Below are 16,608 nucleotides of genomic sequence, written 5' to 3' on the forward strand. Positions count from 1 at the left end.
CCGGAGAGCCCGTCCCGTAGACCTGACCACCGCACCCCCACGGCAGGAGCAACCATGCGCCCCCACCTCCCCGCAGCAGCAGTCCTCGTCCTCGGATCCCTGGTCCTCAGCGGCTGCGGATCGGGCTCCGGCGACGACGGCGCCTCCCCCGCCGCGACCGGCACGAGCGGGGCCGCCGGGCAGGAGACCGTTGCGCAGGGGGCCTCGGGCGATCCGGCCGGCAACGGATCCGGGGACTCGGCGGGCGCGCCGGAGGCCGACACGTCGACCGCGGACTCCCTGTCCGTCGTGGTCAACAAGCAGAATCCGCTGCAGCCGCAGGATTACGTCCCCTCGCCCCTGACTCAGGTCGAGGGGCATCAGCTGCGTGAGGATGCGGCCGGGGCGCTCACGGAGATGCTCTCCGACATGCGGGCCGAGGGCGTGACCGTGAACGTGACCTCCGCCTACCGCTCCTACGACACCCAGGTCTCCACCTACGACCACTGGGTCCAGCAGAACGGCCAGGAGGCCGCCGACCGGGTGTCGGCGAGGCCCGGCTACTCGGAACACCAGACGGGCCTGGCCGTCGACCTCGCGGACGGGACCGGATGCGACCTGCAGGAGTGCTTCGCGGACACGCCTGCGGCTCAGTGGGCGGCGGAGAACGCCGCCGACTACGGATTCGTCCTGCGGTTCCCCGAGGGCGGTGAGGAGATCACGGGATACAGCTACGAGCCCTGGCACCTGCGTTATCTCGGGGTCGACCAGGCGCGCGAGTTCCAGGAGTCGGAGGCCACGACCCTCGAGGAGTACTACGGCACGGGGCCGACGCCCGACTATCCGTGAGAAGAGCCCGCCGGAAAACCCATGTGCTGCGCTTTTCCTGCGGCGCAACAGCGCCCGCCGCTTCCCTTTCCCGGGAAAGGACCTGGTCACCCCGCCAATAGCGGAGTAATGTTCTGCCCATGATTCAGGGTTTCAAAGAGTTCATCATGAAGGGCAATGTCGTCGACCTGGCCGTCGCGGTCGTGCTCGGCGCGGCCTTCGCCCCCGTCATCACCACTCTCGTGGATTCCGTCATCATGCCGCTGATCTCGGGCCTGATCGGGTTCCCGAGCTTCGACCAGTTCCTGGCCTTCCAGGTCGGCGACGGCGACAACTGGGTCCGCTTCGGCGCCTGGCTGACCGTCGTCGTCAACTTCCTGATCATCGCCGCCGCGTTGTACTTCGTCGTCGTGATGCCGATGAACAAGGTCATCGAGGCCCGCAACAGGAGGCTCGGGATCGATCCCGACGAGGAGGAGGTCGAACCGGACGTCGCCCTCCTGACCGAGATCCGCGACCTGCTCGCCACCGGCGCGGCACCCAGGGAGGGCTCCGCCGCGGACAAGGACCCCAACGTGTGAGATCCCGCCCTCGAATAGCGAGTTGAGCCGCCCATCAGCTGTGATGGGCGGCTCAACTCGCTATTCGGCGGGGAACGGGTCAGTCACTGACGCTCGCCGTGAGGGCGAGCCGGTCCGAGACGACGCCGGCCAGGAAGTCGGCCTCCTCGCGCGCCTGCTCCTCGGTGGCCGCCTCGACCATCACCCGCACGACCGGCTCGGTGCCGGAGGCGCGCAGCAGCACCCTGCCGGTCTCCCCCAGCCGGGCTTCCGCGGCCGAGACCGCCTCCCCCAGGCCGGCGTCGGTGGCAGCAGCCGAGCGGTCGACGCCCTTGACGTTGATGAGCACCTGCGGCAGGCGGGTCATGACCTTGCCCAGCTCCGACAGCGGCAGCCCGGTCTCGGCGACCCTGGAGGCCACCATGAGACCCGTCAGCAGGCCGTCGCCGGTGGTCGCCCAGTCGGACATGATCACGTGCCCGGACTGCTCGCCGCCCAGGTTGTAGTTCTCCCGGGTCATGGCCTCGAGCACGTACCGGTCGCCGACCTTGGTCTCGCGGATGCCGATCCCGCGGTCCTGCAGCGCGAGCTTGAGCCCCAGGTTGGACATCACCGTGATCACCAGGGTGTCCTTCTCCAGCTGGCCCCGTTCGTGCAGGGACAGTGCCAGGATGCCCATGATCTGGTCGCCGTCGATCTCCTCGCCGTTGGCGTCCACGGCCAGGCAGCGGTCCGCGTCGCCGTCGTGGGCGATGCCGAGATCGGCGCCGTGCTCGACGACCGCCCTCTTGAGCTTGCCCAGGTGGGTGGAACCCACGCCGTCGTTGATGTTGAGGCCGTTCACCTCGTTGCCGATGGTCTCGACCACCTCGGCTCCGGCGTCGCGGAAGGCGTCCGGGGAGACCCCTGCAGCAGCACCGTTGGCGCAGTCGAGCACGACCCGGATCCCCTCGAGACGGTAGGGGATGGCCCCCACCAGGTGCAGGACGTAGCGGTCCTCGGCATCCGTGAGGGTGGAGATACGGCCCACGCCGGCACCCGTCGGACGGCGGAAGGCGCGCGCCTCGTAGACGGCCTGGATCTTGTCCTCGACGGCGTCCGGCAGCTTCTTCCCGCCGTGGGCGAGGAACTTGATGCCGTTATCCGGTGCAGGGTTGTGGGAGGCGGAGATCATGACGCCGAAATCGGCGCCCATGTCCCCCACCAGGTAGGCCAGCGCGGGGGTCGGCACGACACCCGCGTCGTGCACGTCGACGCCGGAACCGGCGAGTCCCGCGGCCACCGCCGACCCCAGGAATTCGCCCGAGGCGCGGCCGTCACGGGCGAGGACCGCGGAGGGGCGCTTGCCCTCACCGGCGTGGTCATGGCCCAGCACGATCGCCGCGGCCTGCGCCAGGTCCAGCGCCATGTCGGCGGTGAGCAGTTCGTTCGCCAGCCCGCGAACGCCGTCGGTTCCGAAAATACGTGTCATAGATCGTCCATCCTATGGCCGGGTGCGCAGGCCCTAGGGGGGCGGCCTGACCCGGGGTGTCGGCACGCCGAGCGCACAGCGCGATCGGGACGGCACCGTCTGTCATTGAGCTACATGGTAGGTGCTGCGAGGGAAAAATCCCCCAGCATGACGACGCCCCGCAATCTACGGCACGGGGCCGTGGACAACGGGGCGACGTCGTACACCTGGGGCGCGGATCAGCGCTTGGAGTACTGGGGTGCCTTGCGGGCCTTCTTCAGACCGGCCTTCTTGCGCTCGATGACGCGGGCGTCACGGGTCAGGAAGCCGGCCTTCTTGAGAGCCGGGCGGTTGTGCTCGGTGTCGATCTCGTTCAGGGCGCGGGCCACGCCCAGGCGCAGCGCACCGGCCTGGCCGGAGGGGCCGCCGCCGTCGATGCGGGCGATCACGTCGTAGGCGCCCTGCAGTTCCAGCAGCGTGAAGGGGTCGTTGACCTCCTGCTGGTGGAGCTTGTTCGGGAAGTAGTTCTCCAGGGTGCGGCCGTTGATGGTCCACTTGCCCGATCCGGGGACCAGGCGCACGCGGGCGATGGCTTCCTTGCGGCGGCCGACGGCCTGGCCGGGAACGGTCAGGGCCGGGCGATCGGAAGCGGCAGCCGCCTCGGAGGCCGGAGCCGACTCAGAGGTGTAGGAGGTCATCTCCTCGCCCTCTGCGGCGTAGTTCTCTTCAGTGTTCTGAGCCACGATGTCTCCTTTAAGTCGATCTCGAAAGGCCCGGAATTACTGGGCGACCTGGTTGAATTCGAAGGTCTTGGGCTGATTCGCAGCGTGCGGGTGCTCGGGACCCGCGTAGACCTTGAGCTTGGACAGCTGCTGAGCGGCCAGCTTGTTCTTGGGCAGCATCCCGCGCACGGCCTTCTCGACGGCGCGCACGGGGTTCTTCTCGAGCAGTTCCGCGTAGGAGGTCGCGGTCAGCCCGCCGGGGTAGTTCGAGTGGCGGTAGGCCATCTTCTTCCGCAGCTTGTCGCCGGTCAGGGCGACCTTGTCCGCGTTGACGATGACCACGAAGTCGCCGGTGTCCACGTGGGGAGCAAAGGTCGCCTTGTGCTTTCCGCGCAGCAAGGTTGCGGCGTGGCTAGCCAGGCGGCCGAGGACGACGTCGCTGGCGTCGATGACGTACCAGTCACGCTGGACGTCACCGGGCTTCGGAGTATACGTACGCACGTTGATCTGCCTTCGTTTCGGTTCGATTCCATGGACCTGAGCAGGCCTCAGGTCGGGTCCTGTGTGCCTTGCACCGGGGCTCGGGTGAGGGCCGAGCGGCATCCGGGTCCACAGGCCCCGGAGCACCAGATCGCCATGAGCCCTGCAACTGGGCGGCGGATCAGGGTACACGTGAACCGAGGTGGGACATGCACAACAGCAGTCAAAGATACCGCAGAAACTCCCCCGTTGCCAGCGAGGGCCGGTGTCCTGATCAATCTCACATTCGGGGGCGTCCGGCGCGAACGGGCCAGGCGGGGACGAGGAGAGGATCAGGCGGGCAGCTCGCTGCGCCGGGCGCGGGTCTGCTCGGCGCGTTCGGCCAGCCGCGCTTCGGCGGGATAGAGGACCTGTTCCAGGACCAGCCCCTGGGGCGGGGCCAGCAGCATGTCCGAGCTCCGCTCGCGCTCGGCGAGGCGCTGCCCGAGCCACCCGGCCGGCCGTTCGCCCTTCCCCACGCGCACGGCGGCGCCCACGATCGCGCGCACCATGTTGTGGCAGAACGCGTCCGCCTCGATCCGCAGCTCGATCAAGCCGCCGGCGGTCCGTTCGACGGCGATCTCCCGCACGTCGCGCACCGTGGTGGAGCCCGCACGGGGCTTGCAGAAGCTCAGGAAGTCGTGCAGCCCGGGCACGGGGGCGACGGCCGCGCTCATGGCCTCGACGTCCAGGGTCTCCCGTACCCACCAGGTCGAGGTCCGGGTCAGCGGATCGTGCCCGGCCGCGCCGTCTCGGATGCGGTACGTGTACCGCCGGGCGATGGCCGAGAACCGGGCGTCGAAGCCCTCCGCGGCCCGCTGCGAGCTCCTGATCACGATCGCCCCGGGGATCTCCGGCAGTCCTCGCTGTTTCCGCTCGGTCCCGAGTACCCGGGCGAGCACCCCGTTGGCCCTCCGGGTCAGCACCGCAGCCGGGTCCTCGGCGCGGGCGCCGCCCAGCTGTTTCCATTCCCGGTCGGTCAGGTCCAGATGCAGCACCTGGCCGCGCGCGTGGACACCGGCATCGGTCCGTCCCGCGACGACGGTGCGCACCTCGCGCCGGATCAGGATGGACAGCGCGTCCTCGACGGCGCCCTGGACGGTCTCACGGCCCGGCTGGCGGGCCCATCCGTCGAACGGGCCGCCGTCGTAGCTCACGTCGATCCTCAGCCTGACGGGACGCGGTTCCCCCTGGCCTCCCTCGGCGGAGGCGGAGGCATGGGAGGAGGTCGTGGATTCGGGCACTGGGGAGGGTGCTTTCTGGAAAGGCTGCGGGGTTACGGCACAAGAATAGGCCTGTGGCCCCTGAATGCAGACGATCCAGGGGCCACAGGCGACAAGGCGATCTCAGTCGATCGGCGCGAGTCGATCAACGCGGGAGCAGGCTCACTCGCCGTCGATCTTCTGGGCGGCAGCGCCACCGGCCGGGGAGAACCCGGAGGCCTCGGCGTTGGCCTTGGTGTCGAACCAGACCTCGGCCTTGGTGCCGGCGTACCAGCGCGAACCGGGCACGTGGTACTTCTTGGACTGCTTGTTGCCCTTGATGGTGAAGCCCTCGGGGGCCTCGCCGGACTCCAGGGGCTTGGCGGAACCGGTGAACTCGTCGGCCTCCGCAGCCGCTGCGGGAGCGTCCGCCGCCGAGGTCTCGTCGCCGGCCTGCGCTGCAGAAGCGCCGCCCTCCTCGGCCAGGGAAGCCGCGGGATCGCTGACGACGTCCTCGACGGGAGCCTTCTCCTCAGCCGGCTCCGCAGGAGCCTGGGCCCGGGTGGCAGCCTCGGCCTCGGCGAGGGTGGCCTTGGTGGCGACCGGCTCCATGACCAGCTCGATGACGGCCATCGGGGCGTTGTCGCCCTTGCGGTTGCCGATCTTGGTGATCCGGGTGTAGCCACCCGGACGGTCCTCCATGGCCGAGGCGATGGTGGTGAACAGTTCGTGCACGACGCCCTTGTCGGTCAGCTGCTTGAGCACCTGGCGACGGGCGGCGAGGTCGCCGCGCTTGGCGAACGTGATCAGGCGCTCGGCGTGCGGGCGCAGGCGCTTGGCCTTGGTCACCGTGGTGGTGACGCGCTTGTGCTCGAAGAGCTGCTGCGAGAGGTTGCGCAGCATGAGGCGCTCGTGGGCCGGGCTGCCGCCGAGGCGGGCGCCCTTCGTGGGAGTAGGCATAGTGGTTGGTCTCCTGGAGATTACTCACCCGTACGCGGTGCCCGGTCACCCGGGCGCCGCTGGGCGGGAAAGGTCGAAAGAATTACTGCTGGACGTCGAACGGGTTCTCGTCGTCGATCGACGCGGGACGCGCGGCGGCCTCGAAGCCTGGGGGCGAGTCCTTCAGGGCCAGGCCGAGCTCCACGAGCTTGACCTTGACCTCGTCGATGGACTTGGCGCCGAAGTTCCGGATGTCCATCAGGTCCGCCTCGGAGCGGGTCACGAGCTCACCCACGGTGTGGATGCCCTCGCGCTTGAGGCAGTTGTACGAACGCACGGTCAGCTCGAGATCCTCGATGGGCAGTGCCATGTCGGCGGCCACCGCGGCGTCGGTCGGCGAAGGACCGATCTCGATCCCCTCGGCCTCGGCGTTGAGCTCACGGGCCAGACCGAACAGCTCGACCAGGGTGGTGCCCGCTGATGCGACGGCGTCGCGCGGCGAGATGGCCTCCTTGGTCTCGACATCCAGGATCAGGCGGTCGAAGTCGGTGCGCTGCTCCACACGGGTGGCCTCCACGCGGAAGGTCACCTTGAGGACCGGCGAGTAGATGGAGTCGACCGGGATACGGCCGACCTCTGCGTCACCGGACTTGTTCTGCGCTGCGGTCACGTAGCCGCGGCCGCGCTCGATGGTCAGCTCCAGCTCCAGGCTGCCCTTCGAGTTCAGGGTCGCGATGTGCAGATCCGGGTTGTGGATCTCCACGCCGGCGGGAACCTGGATGTCGGCCGCGGTGACCTCGGCAGGGCCCTGCTTGTTCAGGTAGGCGACCACCGGCTCGTCCTCCTCCGAGGAGAAGGCGAGCTTCTTGATGTTCAGGATGATCTCGGTGACATCCTCCTTCACACCCTCCACGGTTGAGAACTCGTGGAGAACGCCGTCGATGCGGATGCTGGTGACAGCAGCGCCGGGGATCGAGGACAGCAGGGTGCGACGGAGAGAGTTACCGAGGGTGTAGCCGAAACCCGGCTCCAGCGGCTCGATGGCGAACCGGGAGCGGTTGTCAGCCACGACCTCTTCGGAAAGGGTGGGGCGCTGTGCGATGAGCACTGATGGTTCCTTTCAGCGTGCCTCCGCTATATGACGCACGCAGGTGGTGGAGCACTCTCGAATATGCGGATCCAGGCATCGGCCGCCTGTCAACCGCGTGAGGCACGGTCCGCCCCTCCCCCTCGGTCCGAGGAGAAGGGGGCGGAACCGTGCGAGCGATCAAACGCGGCGGCGCTTCGGAGGACGGCAGCCGTTGTGCGCGCTGGGAGTGACGTCCTGGATCGAGCCGACCTCCAGGCCGGTGGCCTGCAGGGAGCGGATCGCGGTCTCGCGGCCCGATCCCGGGCCCTTCACGAAGACGTCGACCTTGCGGACACCGTGCTCCTGGGCGCGCTTGGCAGCGGCCTCCGCGGCCATCTGCGCGGCGTAAGGGGTCGACTTGCGCGATCCCTTGAAACCCATCTCACCGGCCGAGGACCAGGACAGCACTGCGCCGCTGGGGTCGGTGATCGAGACGATGGTGTTGTTGAACGTCGACTTGATGTGGGCTTGGCCCGAGGTGATGTTCTTCTTGTCCTTGCGACGCGGCTTGCGAGCGGCCGTCGCGCGAGTCTTTGGGGGCATTGAGCTTCTCCTGCTAGGTGGTCTGAAACCGTGATGGTCTGTGCTGGGGCGCAGGACCGCGCCCTAGAGCAATCCGGTGACTTACTTCTTCTTGCCGGCGACGGTGCGCTTCGGGCCCTTGCGGGTGCGAGCGTTCGTCTTGGTGCGCTGACCGTGCACGGGCAGACCCCGGCGGTGACGCAGACCCTGGTAGCTGCCGATCTCGACCTTGCGGCGGATGTCAGCGGCCACCTCACGGCGAAGGTCACCCTCCACCTTGTAGTTGCCCTCGATGTAGTCGCGCAGCTGGACGAGCTGGGCATCGGTGAGGTCCTTGACTCGGATATCGCCCGAGATCTCCGTGGCCTCAAGGGTGGCGAGCGCACGAGTGCGGCCAACGCCGTAGATGTAGGTAAGGGCGATCTCTACCCGCTTTTCACGGGGCAGATCGACGCCTGCGAGACGTGCCATAGTGGCGGTTCTCCTTGTTCATCCAGAGGTCTGTAGCATCGCTGCCCACCTCGGCCCTCTGGACCTAAGTGGTCCCCGGCCTCTGTCGTCCGGGGGTGCCCGCCTGGATCTCTCCGGTCGGGAGCGGTGCAATGTCACCCGCTGACGCGGGTTCGCGTTCGAGGCTGAATCAGCCCTGACGCTGTTTGTGGCGCGGGTTCTCGCAGATCACCATGACGCGCCCGTTACGGCGAATCACTTTGCACTTATCGCAGATCTGCTTCACGCTCGGCTGGACCTTCATCGCATTCCTTCGCGTTGGCTCTTCGAGATGAGCGCGCAACGGAGCCTCCCGTTGCGCACCAGCTCACTTGTAGCGGTAGACGATCCGACCCCGTGAGAGGTCATAGGGGCTCAGCTCCACCACCACGCGGTCCTCGGGGAGGATCCGGATGTAGTGCTGGCGCATCTTTCCGGAGATGTGGGCAAGAACGATGTGTCCGTTATCCAGCTCGACCCGGAACATTGCGTTCGGGAGAGCCTCGACCACAGCGCCCTCGATCTCGATGACTCCGTCTTTTTTAGCCATGTACTCCGCTCACTTCTGTGCCCGGCGAATCTCCGGGCGGGGTTCGGTTCAAGTGGCGCCCGGCTCCGGATCGCCAGGGCCTCCCGTGCACACCGAGTACCACCTAGGTCAGAGGGTGGTGTGGTGAGCTGGGCGACCCGGCAGAACGCATGAGTGGACGCAGACAACCAGCAGTCAATAGTACGCGTCCCGGGCGTGTTGAACAAGGCCGGCTTCCCGCCGGGGACTGTGACCTTGCTAGCTGGCCGCGGCCAGCTGCCCGCACGCCCCGTCGATGTCGGAGCCGCGCGTGTCCCGGACGGTCGTGGGGATGCCGTGGGCGCGCAGCCGCTCCACGAAGTTCTGCTCGACCCCTCGACGCGAGGCCGTCCACTTGGACCCCGGGGTCGGGTTGAGCGGGATGGGGTTGACGTGCACCCAGCCGCGGCCCCGGGCGTTGAGCTTCTCCCCCAGCAGGTCGGCCCGCCAGCCCTGGTCGTTGATGTCGCGGATCAGGGCGTACTCGATCGAGATCCGGCGGCCGGTGGCGTCGAAGTAGTCCCGGGCGGCGTCCAGGGCCTCGTCGACCTTCCAGCGGGTGTTGATCGGGATCAGCTCGTCGCGCAGTTCGTCGTCGGGGGCGTGCAGGGACAGCGCCAGGGTGATGGGCAGGCCTTCCTGGGTGAACTTGCGCATGCCCGGCACCAGCCCCACGGTGGACATGGTCAGGCCGCGGGCGGAGATCCCGAGTCCCTCGGGGGCCGGGTCGATGAGACGGTGGACGGCCTCCATGGTCGCCTTGTAGTTCGCCAGGGCTTCCCCCATACCCATGAACACGATGTTGGACACCCTCAGTGGGTCCTGCTCCTTGCGGCCGACCTCGCCGTCCCGCAGCATCCTGATGCCCTCGACGACCTGGCCCACGATCTCGGCCGCCGACAGGTTCCGCGTCAGGCCCGCCTGGCCCGTGGCGCAGAACGGGCAGTTCATGCCGCATCCGGCCTGCGAAGAGATGCACATGGTGACGCGGTTGGGGTAGCGCATCATCACGGACTCCACGAGCGCGCCGTCGAAGAGGCGGTGCACGCGCTTGACGGTGTCGCCGTCGTCCGCGTGCAGGGTGCGCACCGTGTTGAGCAGCTCGGGCATGGTGTCGCCGACCAGCTGCTCACGGCCGTTCTTGGGCAGGTCGGTCATGTCCTCGGGACGGGAGGCGAACCGCTCGAAATAGTGGCGCGACAGCTGCTGGGCGCGGAACGGCTTGTGGCCCATGTCCTGGAGCATCTGACGACGACCGGCCATGTCGGTGTCGGCGATGTGCCGGGGCGGCTTCCCGCGCCGGGCAGCCTTGAAGACCAGCTGCCCCGGGACGGGGCGAGGAGTGTCAGGGGTACCGGCGTCGGGATCCGTGTTCTGGACATCCGCTGCGGGCGCGGTGTCCGGTCCGGCCGGGCCCACCGTGGGGTCGGGCAAAGGGGTGCGGTTCTCGCTCACGGGTTCTCCTGGTCATGAGTCGCGGGTCTTGGGGTTCCGGAGGTCGGCCGGACGGGCGGATGGGGAGGGCAGTCGGCGGCATCAGGGCCCGGCCATGGGGCGGGCCCGGTGCGCCTGATCCGAGGCTACACAGCCGGTTCAGGCCCCGGGAACCGGCACGGGCGTGACGCCGAGCGGCTCGAGTTCGGAGGCGCCCCCGTCCTCCGCGGTCAAGACCCAGATACCGCCCTTGTGGCGAGCCACGGAATGCTCCCACTGGCAGGCCCGGCCGCCGTCGGTGGTCACGACCGTCCAGTCGTCCTCGAGCACCTTGGTCTCGATGGCGCCCGTGACCAGCATGGGCTCGATGGCCAGGCACATGCCGGGCCTGAGCGCCGGAGACCTGTCGCCGGTCCGGTAGTTGAGCACGTCGGGGGCCATGTGCATCTGGGACCCGATGCCGTGGCCCACGTAGTCCTCGAGGATCCCGAGCCGGTCCCCCACCCTGGAGCGCACCCGGTCCTCGATCGCCGCACCGATATCCCCGACGCGGGTTCCGGTGGCCATGGCGGCGATGCCGTGCCACATCGCGTCCCGGGTGACGTCCGAGAGCAGCTGGTCCGCCTCCGACGGCCTCCCCAGGATGACGGTGCGCGCGGAGTCGCCGTTGAACCCGTGCACGATGGCTCCGCCGTCGATCGAGAGGATGTCGCCCTCCTCCAGCACCCTTTCCCCGGGGATGCCGTGGACCACTTCGTCGTTGACGGAGACGCACACGGTGGCCGGGTAGCCGAAGTAGCCGAGGAAGTTGGAGGTGGCCTCATGGGCCGCCAGCACCTCCCGGAAGGCGGCGTCCAGATCGGCGGTCGTTGCTCCGGGGCGCGCGGCGGCCACGGCCGCATCCAGGGCACGGGAGGTCACCAGGCCGGCCTGGACCATGGTCCGCAGCTGCTCGTCGGTCTTGTACTCGATGCGACGGCGACCAAACATGCTCACGTTCTCCTGCGATTGCGATCTGGCCCGGATGCTCCGTGCCGGAGGCCGGGTGGTACTCGGTGCCACGGCCGAGGCCCCCAACGTCGTCGGGGGCCTCGTGCACCTGCCGGTGCCGGGCACCGGGGCGGTGGGTCAGGACAGGGCGTCGACGATGCGCTCGGTGACCTCGTCGATCCCGCCCAGGCCGTCGACCTCGCGCACGATGCCGCGGGCCGCATAGATGTCGACGACGACGGCCGTCTCCTTCTCGTAGACCTCGAGGCGGTGGCGGATGACCTCCTCCGTGTCGTCCGCGCGGCCCTGCTCGGCGGCACGGCCCAGGAGGCGGCTGACGAGTTCATCGGTGTCGGCGGTGAGCTGGAGGACGACGTCGATGTTCTGGTCGCGCTCCGCCAGGATGGCGTCGAGCTCGTCGGCCTGCGCTGCGTTGCGCGGGTAGCCGTCGAGCAGGAAGCCCTCCTGCGCGTCGGCCTCGGCCAGGCGGTCGCGGACCATGCGGTTGGTCACCGAGTCCGGGACGAGGTTGCCGGCGTCGGTGTAGGACTGCGCTTCCTTGCCCAGGTCCGTGCCGTTCTTGATGTTGAACCGGAAGATGTCTCCGGTGGAGATCGCGGGGATCCCGAGGCGGCCGGAGAGGCGCTCGGCCTGGGTGCCCTTGCCCGCTCCGGGCGGGCCGATGATCAGCATACGGGTCATGTTCTTCTCTCCTAGGGGCTGGGTGGTGGCTCGGTGGCGGCCCATGGCCCGGAATCATGTGGTGGCCGGGCGGGCCGGGTCAGCGCAGCAGGCCCTCGTAGTTGCGCTGCTGCAGCTGGGCGTCGATCTGCTTCACCGTGTCCAGGCCCACGCCCACCATGATCAGCAGCGAGGGGCCGCCGAACGGGAAGTTCTGGTTGGCGTTGAACAGGACCAGGGCGATGAGCGGGATCATGGACACGATACCCAGGTAGAGAGCGCCGGGCAGGGTGATCCGGTTGATGACGTAGCGCAGATAGGACTCGGTGGGCCTGCCAGCACGGATGCCCGGGATGAAACCGCCGTAGCGCTTCATGTTGCCGGCGACCTCCTCCGGGTTGAAGGTGATCGACACGTAGAAGTAGGTGAAGAACACGATCAGCAGGAAGTAGGCGACCATGTAGACCGGGTGGTCCCCCGAGGCCAGGTAGGTGTTGATCCAGTTGATCCAGGCCGGAACCGGCGAGCCGTCCGTGGGCATGGCGAACTGCGAGATCAGGCCCGGCAGCATCAGCATGGAGGAGGCGAAGATGATCGGGATCACGCCCGCCATGTTGACCTTGAGCGGGATGTAGGTGGTCGAGCCGCCGATCGTGCGCCGGCCGACCATGCGCTTGGCGTACTGCACGGGCACTCGCCGCTGCGACTGCTCGACGAAGACCACGCACACGATCACGACCAGCCCCACGAGCAGCACCAGCGCGAAGGGGCCCCAGCCCTGGGTGTTGAAGATCTGACCCAGTGCGGACGGGAAGGTCGCGGCGATCGAGGTGAAGATCAGCAGGGACATGCCGTTGCCCACGCCCTTGTCCGTGATCCTCTCGCCGAGCCACATGATGACCGTGGTGCCCGCCGTGAGCGTCAGGATGATGACCAGGATGGTCAGGATGGTGTCGTTGGGGATCACCGGCAGGGGGCAGCCCGCCAGGAGCTGGCCGCTGCGCGCCAGGGAGACCACCGTGGTGGCGTTCAGCAGCGCCAGGCCGATGGTCAGATAGCGCGTGTACTGGGTGAGCTTGGACTGGCCCTGAGGGCCCTCCTCGTGCAGTTCCTGGAACCGCGGGATCACCACGCGCAGCAGCTGCACGATGATGCTGGCCGTGATGTAGGGCATCACGCCCAGCGCGAAGATCGAGACCTGCAGCAGCGCGCCGCCGCTGAACAGGTTGACCAGGTCGTAGACGCCGCCGGACGTGTTGCCCAGGGCCAGGCACTGCTGAACGTTGCCGTAGTCCACGCCGGGGGCGGGCACGAAGGTGCCCAGGCGGTAGATCACGATGATCCCGATGGTGAACAGAATCTTGTTCCGCAGCTCGGGGGTCGTGAATGCCCGACCGAAAGCGCTGAGCACAGATCTCTCCTTGGGTCTTGAGGTCGGCCGTGGACCGGCCGGTCACCCCGCCGATCCCCTGAGCCCTTCCGGGCTGGTCGCTCCGGAGTCCTCCGGGCGGGCGTCGGTCCTACAGGTGGTGGGGGCCGTCTTGGCCCCGGCAAGTCTAACGAAATGATGATGGATCGCAGCATTCCGGGGCCGGAGGGAAGTATCACACTCCGGCGAACGGGCGATCCGAGGGCCTATGACGGCTCAACGGCCGCTTGAGCCGCTCGTCGCGGCCGATGGGCGGCTCAAGTCGCATCTCGCGATCCGTGGCTCCCGACGCGGGCCGGCACCGACGACGAGAGGCCTCCCCTCCCGCATCGGGAAGGAAGGCCTCTACGTCGCTCAGTCACCGGCCGGGGCCGGTTCCACGGAGCCTCAGGATCGTCACCGGGTGGTGGTCGACCCGCCCGCGGCGGAGATCTTCTCGGCGGCGGAGGCCGAGAACTTGTCGGCGGTCACGTTGACCGCGACGGAGATCTCGCCGTCGCCGAGGACCTTGACGGGCTGGTTCTTGCGAACGGCGCCCTTGGCCACGAGATCCTCGACGCCGACGGTGCCGCCCTCGGGGAACAGCTCGCCGAGACGGTCGAGGTTCACGACCTGGTACTCCACGCGGAACGGGTTGGTGAAACCGCGTAGCTTGGGCAGGCGCATGTGCAGGGGCAGCTGGCCACCGGCGAAGCCGGGCTTCACCTGGTAGCGGGCCTTGGTGCCCTTGGTACCGCGGCCTGCGGTCTTGCCCTTGGAGCCCTCACCACGGCCCACGCGGGTGCGGGCCTTCTTCGCGCCGGGAGCCGGCTTGAGGTGGTGGATCTTCAGGGCGTCCTTGGTGCTGCCGTCGACGGCAACGTTCTCAGTGTTCTCAGCCATGCTCAGGCCTCCTCAACCGTCACGAGGTGGGCCACGGTGTTGATCATGCCCGCGGTTGCCTCATCGGCTTTGCGAACCACGACGTTGCCGGGCTTGCGCAAGCCCAGGGAACGAAGGGTGTCGCGCATGTTCTGCTTCTGGCCGACCTGGGAGCGGATCTGGGTGATCTTCAGCTCCCGGCCGTCGGCCTGGATTCGCTTCTGCGTCATCACGCACCTGCCTTCTGCTGGAGTTCGCGCAGCAGCGGGGCGGGAACGACCTCGTCCATGGGCAGGCCACGGCGAGCCGCGACGGCCGCCGGCTCCTCGAGCTGGCGAAGAGCCTCGATGGTCGCGTGCACGATGTTGATCTGGTTGGAAGACCCGAGGGACTTCGAGAGGACGTCGTGGATGCCCGCGCACTCGAGCACGGCACGCACCGGACCGCCGGCGATAACGCCGGTACCCGGGGTGGCCGGGCGCAGCATGACGACGCCTGCGGCGGCCTCGCCCTGCACACGGTGCGGGATGGTCCGCTTCTCGACGCGGGGCACGCGGAAGAAGTTCTTCTTCGCCTCCTCGACGCCCTTGGAGATAGCGGCCGGGACCTCCTTGGCCTTGCCGTAGCCGACGCCCACCATGCCGTCGCCGTCGCCCACGACCACGAGGGCGGTGAAGCTGAAGCGCCGGCCGCCCTTGACGACCTTGGCCACGCGGTTGATGGTCACGACGCGCTCGAGGAACTTGTCCTTGTCGTCGTCGCGGTCACGGCCGCGGCCACCCCGCTCGCCGCGGCCACCACGGCCGCCGCGATCGTTGTTGCGGCCATCGCGCTCGTTGCGGTCGCCACGACCGCCGGAGCGCTGCTCGGTGCTGGACGTGGTCGCCTCGGCGGCCACGTTCTTCTCGGTGTTCTCGGTGTTCTGCTCGCTCACAGTGCCAGACCTCCCTCACGGGCGCCGTCGGCGACGGCAGCCACTCGACCGTGGTACTTGTTGCCCCCGCGGTCGAACACGACGGCGTCGATGCCAGCGGCCTTCGCACGCTCGGCGACCAGTTCGCCCACGCGCTTTGCCTTCTCGGACTTGTCAGCCTCGGCGCCCCGCAGCTCCGCCTCCATGGTGGAGGCCGAAGCGAGGGTGACACCGCGGGCGTCGTCGATGACCTGCACGAACATGTGCCGGGTCGAACGGGTGACGACCAGGCGCGGACGCTCGGCAGTGCCCGTGACGTACTTGCGAACGCGGGCGTGCCGGCGCGCACGCTGTGCGGCCTTGGACTTGCCCTTGATGCTCAGAGCCATGATCACTTACCTGCCTTTCCGGCCTTGCGGCGGATCTGCTCGCCCGCATAGCGGACGCCCTTGCCCTTGTAGGGCTCGGGAGCGCGCAGCCCGCGAATCTTGGCGGCCACGTGGCCGACCTGCTGCTTGTCGATGCCCTTGACGGTCACCTTGTTGGTGCCCTCGACGGCGAACTCGATACCTGCCGGCGCCTCGAAGGTGACGGGGTGCGAGTAGCCCAGGGCGAACTCCAGGTTCTGGCCCTTGGCCTGCACGCGGTAACCGGTGCCGACGATCTCCAAGCCCTTGCTATAGCCATCGGTCACGCCCGTGATCATGTTCTGGATCAGGGTGCGGGTCAGGCCGTGCAGCGACCGGGAGTCGCGTTCATCGTTGGGACGGGTGACCGTGATCGCGCCGTCCTCCTGGGACAGCTCGATCGGGGCGGACACCGTGTGGTTCAGCTCGCCCTTGGGGCCCTTCACGGACACCAGGGGGCCGTCAATCTTCACCTCGACGCCGGCGGGCACAGAGATGGGGAGACGTCCAATACGTGACATGTTCTCTTCCTTCCTTTCTCTGCTACCGGATCACCAGACGTAGGCCAGGACCTCGCCGCCCACGCCCTTCTTCGCGGCCTGCTTGTCGGTGAGCAGACCCGAGGAGGTCGAGAGGATGGCGATGCCCAGGCCGCCCAGAACGCGCGGCAGGTTGGTGGACTTGGCGTAGACGCGCAGGCCCGGCTTGGAGATACGGCGCACGCCGGCGATGGAACGCTCGCGCTGCGGGCCGAACTTGAGGGTCAGGACCAGGGTCTTGCCGACCTTGGCCGGCTCCTCCGACCAGTCGCCGATGTAGCCCTCGTTCTTCAGGATCTCTGCAACACGTGCCTTGAGCTTGGAGTACGGCATGCTCACGGTCTCGTGGTAGGCAGAGTTTGCGTTGCGCAGACGGGTCAGCATGTCTGCGACAGGATCTGTCATGGTCATGTGGGCTCGTGCCCTTCCTCGTCACGGTTTCCCCGG

At 68.2% G+C, this 16,608-nt stretch carries 22 protein-coding genes; 2 read left to right on the forward strand and 20 right to left on the reverse strand.

Going from position 1 to position 16,608, the window contains the following annotated elements; all coding sequences use genetic code 11:
• Nucleotides 1-54 precede the first annotated feature (54 nt).
• Both FCK90_RS01790 and mscL read left to right on the forward strand, forming a co-directional pair.
• Nucleotides 55-828: a M15 family metallopeptidase gene (locus FCK90_RS01790; protein ID WP_158032600.1), complete on the forward strand. Its 774-nt coding sequence runs from the start codon at nt 55-57 to the stop codon at nt 826-828.
• Nucleotides 829-947: 119 nt separating this feature from the next.
• Entirely contained in the window at nt 948-1,388 is a 441-nt protein-coding gene (gene mscL / locus FCK90_RS01795; RefSeq protein ID WP_158032601.1) for a large conductance mechanosensitive channel protein MscL, read from the forward strand.
• Nucleotides 1,389-1,467: 79 nt separating this feature from the next.
• On the opposite strand, the gene glmM is transcribed toward mscL, so the two are convergent.
• The 20 genes from glmM to rpsH all read right to left on the reverse strand — a co-directional run bounded on the left by glmM (nt 1,468) and on the right by rpsH (nt 16,572).
• Nucleotides 1,468-2,838, reverse strand: coding sequence for a phosphoglucosamine mutase (glmM, locus tag FCK90_RS01800; protein ID WP_158032602.1), 1,371 nt, complete (start codon nt 2,836-2,838; stop codon nt 1,468-1,470).
• 218 nt (nt 2,839-3,056) lie between these two features.
• Nucleotides 3,057-3,560, reverse strand: coding sequence for a 30S ribosomal protein S9 (rpsI, locus tag FCK90_RS01805; protein WP_158032603.1), 504 nt, complete (start codon nt 3,558-3,560; stop codon nt 3,057-3,059).
• 36 nt (nt 3,561-3,596) lie between these two features.
• On the reverse strand, nt 3,597-4,040 hold the full coding sequence (rplM, locus tag FCK90_RS01810; RefSeq protein WP_158032604.1) for a 50S ribosomal protein L13: 444 nt from the start codon (nt 4,038-4,040) through the stop codon (nt 3,597-3,599).
• Nucleotides 4,041-4,351: 311 nt separating this feature from the next.
• Nucleotides 4,352-5,302: a tRNA pseudouridine(38-40) synthase TruA gene (gene truA, locus FCK90_RS01815; protein ID WP_158032605.1), complete on the reverse strand. Its 951-nt coding sequence runs from the start codon at nt 5,300-5,302 to the stop codon at nt 4,352-4,354.
• A gap of 141 nt (nt 5,303-5,443) precedes the next feature.
• Nucleotides 5,444-6,220, reverse strand: coding sequence for a 50S ribosomal protein L17, sunset domain variant (gene rplQ, locus FCK90_RS01820; RefSeq protein WP_158032606.1), 777 nt, complete (start codon nt 6,218-6,220; stop codon nt 5,444-5,446).
• Between the two features lie 82 nt (nt 6,221-6,302).
• Complete coding sequence (locus tag FCK90_RS01825) at nt 6,303-7,307, reverse strand: DNA-directed RNA polymerase subunit alpha (RefSeq protein WP_158032607.1); 1,005 nt, start codon at nt 7,305-7,307, stop codon at nt 6,303-6,305.
• Between the two features lie 159 nt (nt 7,308-7,466).
• Nucleotides 7,467-7,871 (reverse strand): 30S ribosomal protein S11, encoded by a 405-nt coding sequence (gene rpsK / locus FCK90_RS01830; RefSeq protein WP_047691985.1) that lies wholly within the window; start codon nt 7,869-7,871, stop codon nt 7,467-7,469.
• Between the two features lie 81 nt (nt 7,872-7,952).
• Complete coding sequence (rpsM, locus tag FCK90_RS01835) at nt 7,953-8,321, reverse strand: 30S ribosomal protein S13 (RefSeq protein WP_158032608.1); 369 nt, start codon at nt 8,319-8,321, stop codon at nt 7,953-7,955.
• Between the two features lie 169 nt (nt 8,322-8,490).
• Nucleotides 8,491-8,604: a 50S ribosomal protein L36 gene (gene rpmJ / locus FCK90_RS01840; protein ID WP_012397712.1), complete on the reverse strand. Its 114-nt coding sequence runs from the start codon at nt 8,602-8,604 to the stop codon at nt 8,491-8,493.
• A gap of 63 nt (nt 8,605-8,667) precedes the next feature.
• Complete coding sequence (gene infA, locus FCK90_RS01845; protein WP_047691983.1) at nt 8,668-8,889, reverse strand: translation initiation factor IF-1; 222 nt, start codon at nt 8,887-8,889, stop codon at nt 8,668-8,670.
• A 237-nt stretch (nt 8,890-9,126) separates the two neighbouring features.
• Nucleotides 9,127-10,326, reverse strand: coding sequence for a dual-specificity RNA methyltransferase RlmN (rlmN, locus tag FCK90_RS01850; protein WP_484498934.1), 1,200 nt, complete (start codon nt 10,324-10,326; stop codon nt 9,127-9,129).
• 174 nt (nt 10,327-10,500) lie between these two features.
• Nucleotides 10,501-11,331, reverse strand: a complete 831-nt coding sequence (gene map, locus FCK90_RS01855) for a type I methionyl aminopeptidase (protein WP_158032610.1) — start codon at nt 11,329-11,331, stop codon at nt 10,501-10,503.
• Nucleotides 11,332-11,469: 138 nt separating this feature from the next.
• Nucleotides 11,470-12,033, reverse strand: a complete 564-nt coding sequence (locus FCK90_RS01860; RefSeq protein ID WP_158032611.1) for an adenylate kinase — start codon at nt 12,031-12,033, stop codon at nt 11,470-11,472.
• A 79-nt stretch (nt 12,034-12,112) separates the two neighbouring features.
• A complete protein-coding gene (secY, locus tag FCK90_RS01865; protein WP_158032612.1) occupies nt 12,113-13,423 on the reverse strand; it encodes a preprotein translocase subunit SecY in 1,311 nt (436 codons plus the stop codon).
• A 414-nt stretch (nt 13,424-13,837) separates the two neighbouring features.
• Entirely contained in the window at nt 13,838-14,323 is a 486-nt protein-coding gene (gene rplO / locus FCK90_RS01870; RefSeq protein ID WP_158032613.1) for a 50S ribosomal protein L15, read from the reverse strand.
• Between the two features lie 2 nt (nt 14,324-14,325).
• A complete protein-coding gene (rpmD, locus tag FCK90_RS01875) occupies nt 14,326-14,532 on the reverse strand; it encodes a 50S ribosomal protein L30 (RefSeq protein ID WP_158032614.1) in 207 nt (68 codons plus the stop codon).
• On the reverse strand, nt 14,532-15,236 hold the full coding sequence (gene rpsE / locus FCK90_RS01880; protein WP_158032615.1) for a 30S ribosomal protein S5: 705 nt from the start codon (nt 15,234-15,236) through the stop codon (nt 14,532-14,534). Before rpsE ends, rpmD begins: the two co-directional genes overlap by 1 nt.
• Nucleotides 15,233-15,604, reverse strand: a complete 372-nt coding sequence (gene rplR / locus FCK90_RS01885) for a 50S ribosomal protein L18 (RefSeq protein WP_158032616.1) — start codon at nt 15,602-15,604, stop codon at nt 15,233-15,235. Before rplR ends, rpsE begins: the two co-directional genes overlap by 4 nt.
• Before the next feature lie 2 nt (nt 15,605-15,606).
• On the reverse strand, nt 15,607-16,143 hold the full coding sequence (gene rplF, locus FCK90_RS01890) for a 50S ribosomal protein L6 (protein ID WP_158032617.1): 537 nt from the start codon (nt 16,141-16,143) through the stop codon (nt 15,607-15,609).
• A gap of 30 nt (nt 16,144-16,173) precedes the next feature.
• Complete coding sequence (gene rpsH / locus FCK90_RS01895; protein ID WP_158032618.1) at nt 16,174-16,572, reverse strand: 30S ribosomal protein S8; 399 nt, start codon at nt 16,570-16,572, stop codon at nt 16,174-16,176.
• Nucleotides 16,573-16,608 lie beyond the last annotated feature (36 nt).

It is taken from the genome of Kocuria coralli (genome assembly GCF_008831305.1).
Lineage (GTDB): Bacteria > Actinomycetota > Actinomycetes > Actinomycetales > Micrococcaceae > Kocuria > Kocuria coralli.

Bases quoted from the DNA above. Each gene is read 5' to 3' on its own strand.
- map (WP_158032610.1), bottom strand. From the start codon at position 11,331: ATGTTTGGTCGCCGTCGCATCGAGTACAAGACCGACGAGCAGCTGCGG.
- rpmJ (WP_012397712.1), bottom strand. From the start codon at position 8,604: ATGAAGGTCCAGCCGAGCGTGAAGCAGATCTGCGATAAGTGCAAAGTG.
- rpsK (WP_047691985.1), bottom strand. From the start codon at position 7,871: ATGCCCCCAAAGACTCGCGCGACGGCCGCTCGCAAGCCGCGTCGCAAG.
- rplF (WP_158032617.1), bottom strand. From the start codon at position 16,143: ATGTCACGTATTGGACGTCTCCCCATCTCTGTGCCCGCCGGCGTCGAG.
- rpsM (WP_158032608.1), bottom strand. From the start codon at position 8,321: ATGGCACGTCTCGCAGGCGTCGATCTGCCCCGTGAAAAGCGGGTAGAG.
- FCK90_RS01790 (WP_158032600.1), top strand. From the start codon at position 55: ATGCGCCCCCACCTCCCCGCAGCAGCAGTCCTCGTCCTCGGATCCCTG.
- glmM (WP_158032602.1), bottom strand. From the start codon at position 2,838: ATGACACGTATTTTCGGAACCGACGGCGTTCGCGGGCTGGCGAACGAA.
- rplR (WP_158032616.1), bottom strand. From the start codon at position 15,604: ATGGCTCTGAGCATCAAGGGCAAGTCCAAGGCCGCACAGCGTGCGCGC.
- infA (WP_047691983.1), bottom strand. From the start codon at position 8,889: ATGGCTAAAAAAGACGGAGTCATCGAGATCGAGGGCGCTGTGGTCGAG.
- rpmD (WP_158032614.1), bottom strand. From the start codon at position 14,532: ATGACGCAGAAGCGAATCCAGGCCGACGGCCGGGAGCTGAAGATCACC.
- rpsH (WP_158032618.1), bottom strand. From the start codon at position 16,572: ATGACCATGACAGATCCTGTCGCAGACATGCTGACCCGTCTGCGCAAC.
- rplO (WP_158032613.1), bottom strand. From the start codon at position 14,323: ATGGCTGAGAACACTGAGAACGTTGCCGTCGACGGCAGCACCAAGGAC.
- mscL (WP_158032601.1), top strand. From the start codon at position 948: ATGATTCAGGGTTTCAAAGAGTTCATCATGAAGGGCAATGTCGTCGAC.
- rplQ (WP_158032606.1), bottom strand. From the start codon at position 6,220: ATGCCTACTCCCACGAAGGGCGCCCGCCTCGGCGGCAGCCCGGCCCAC.
- FCK90_RS01860 (WP_158032611.1), bottom strand. From the start codon at position 12,033: ATGACCCGTATGCTGATCATCGGCCCGCCCGGAGCGGGCAAGGGCACC.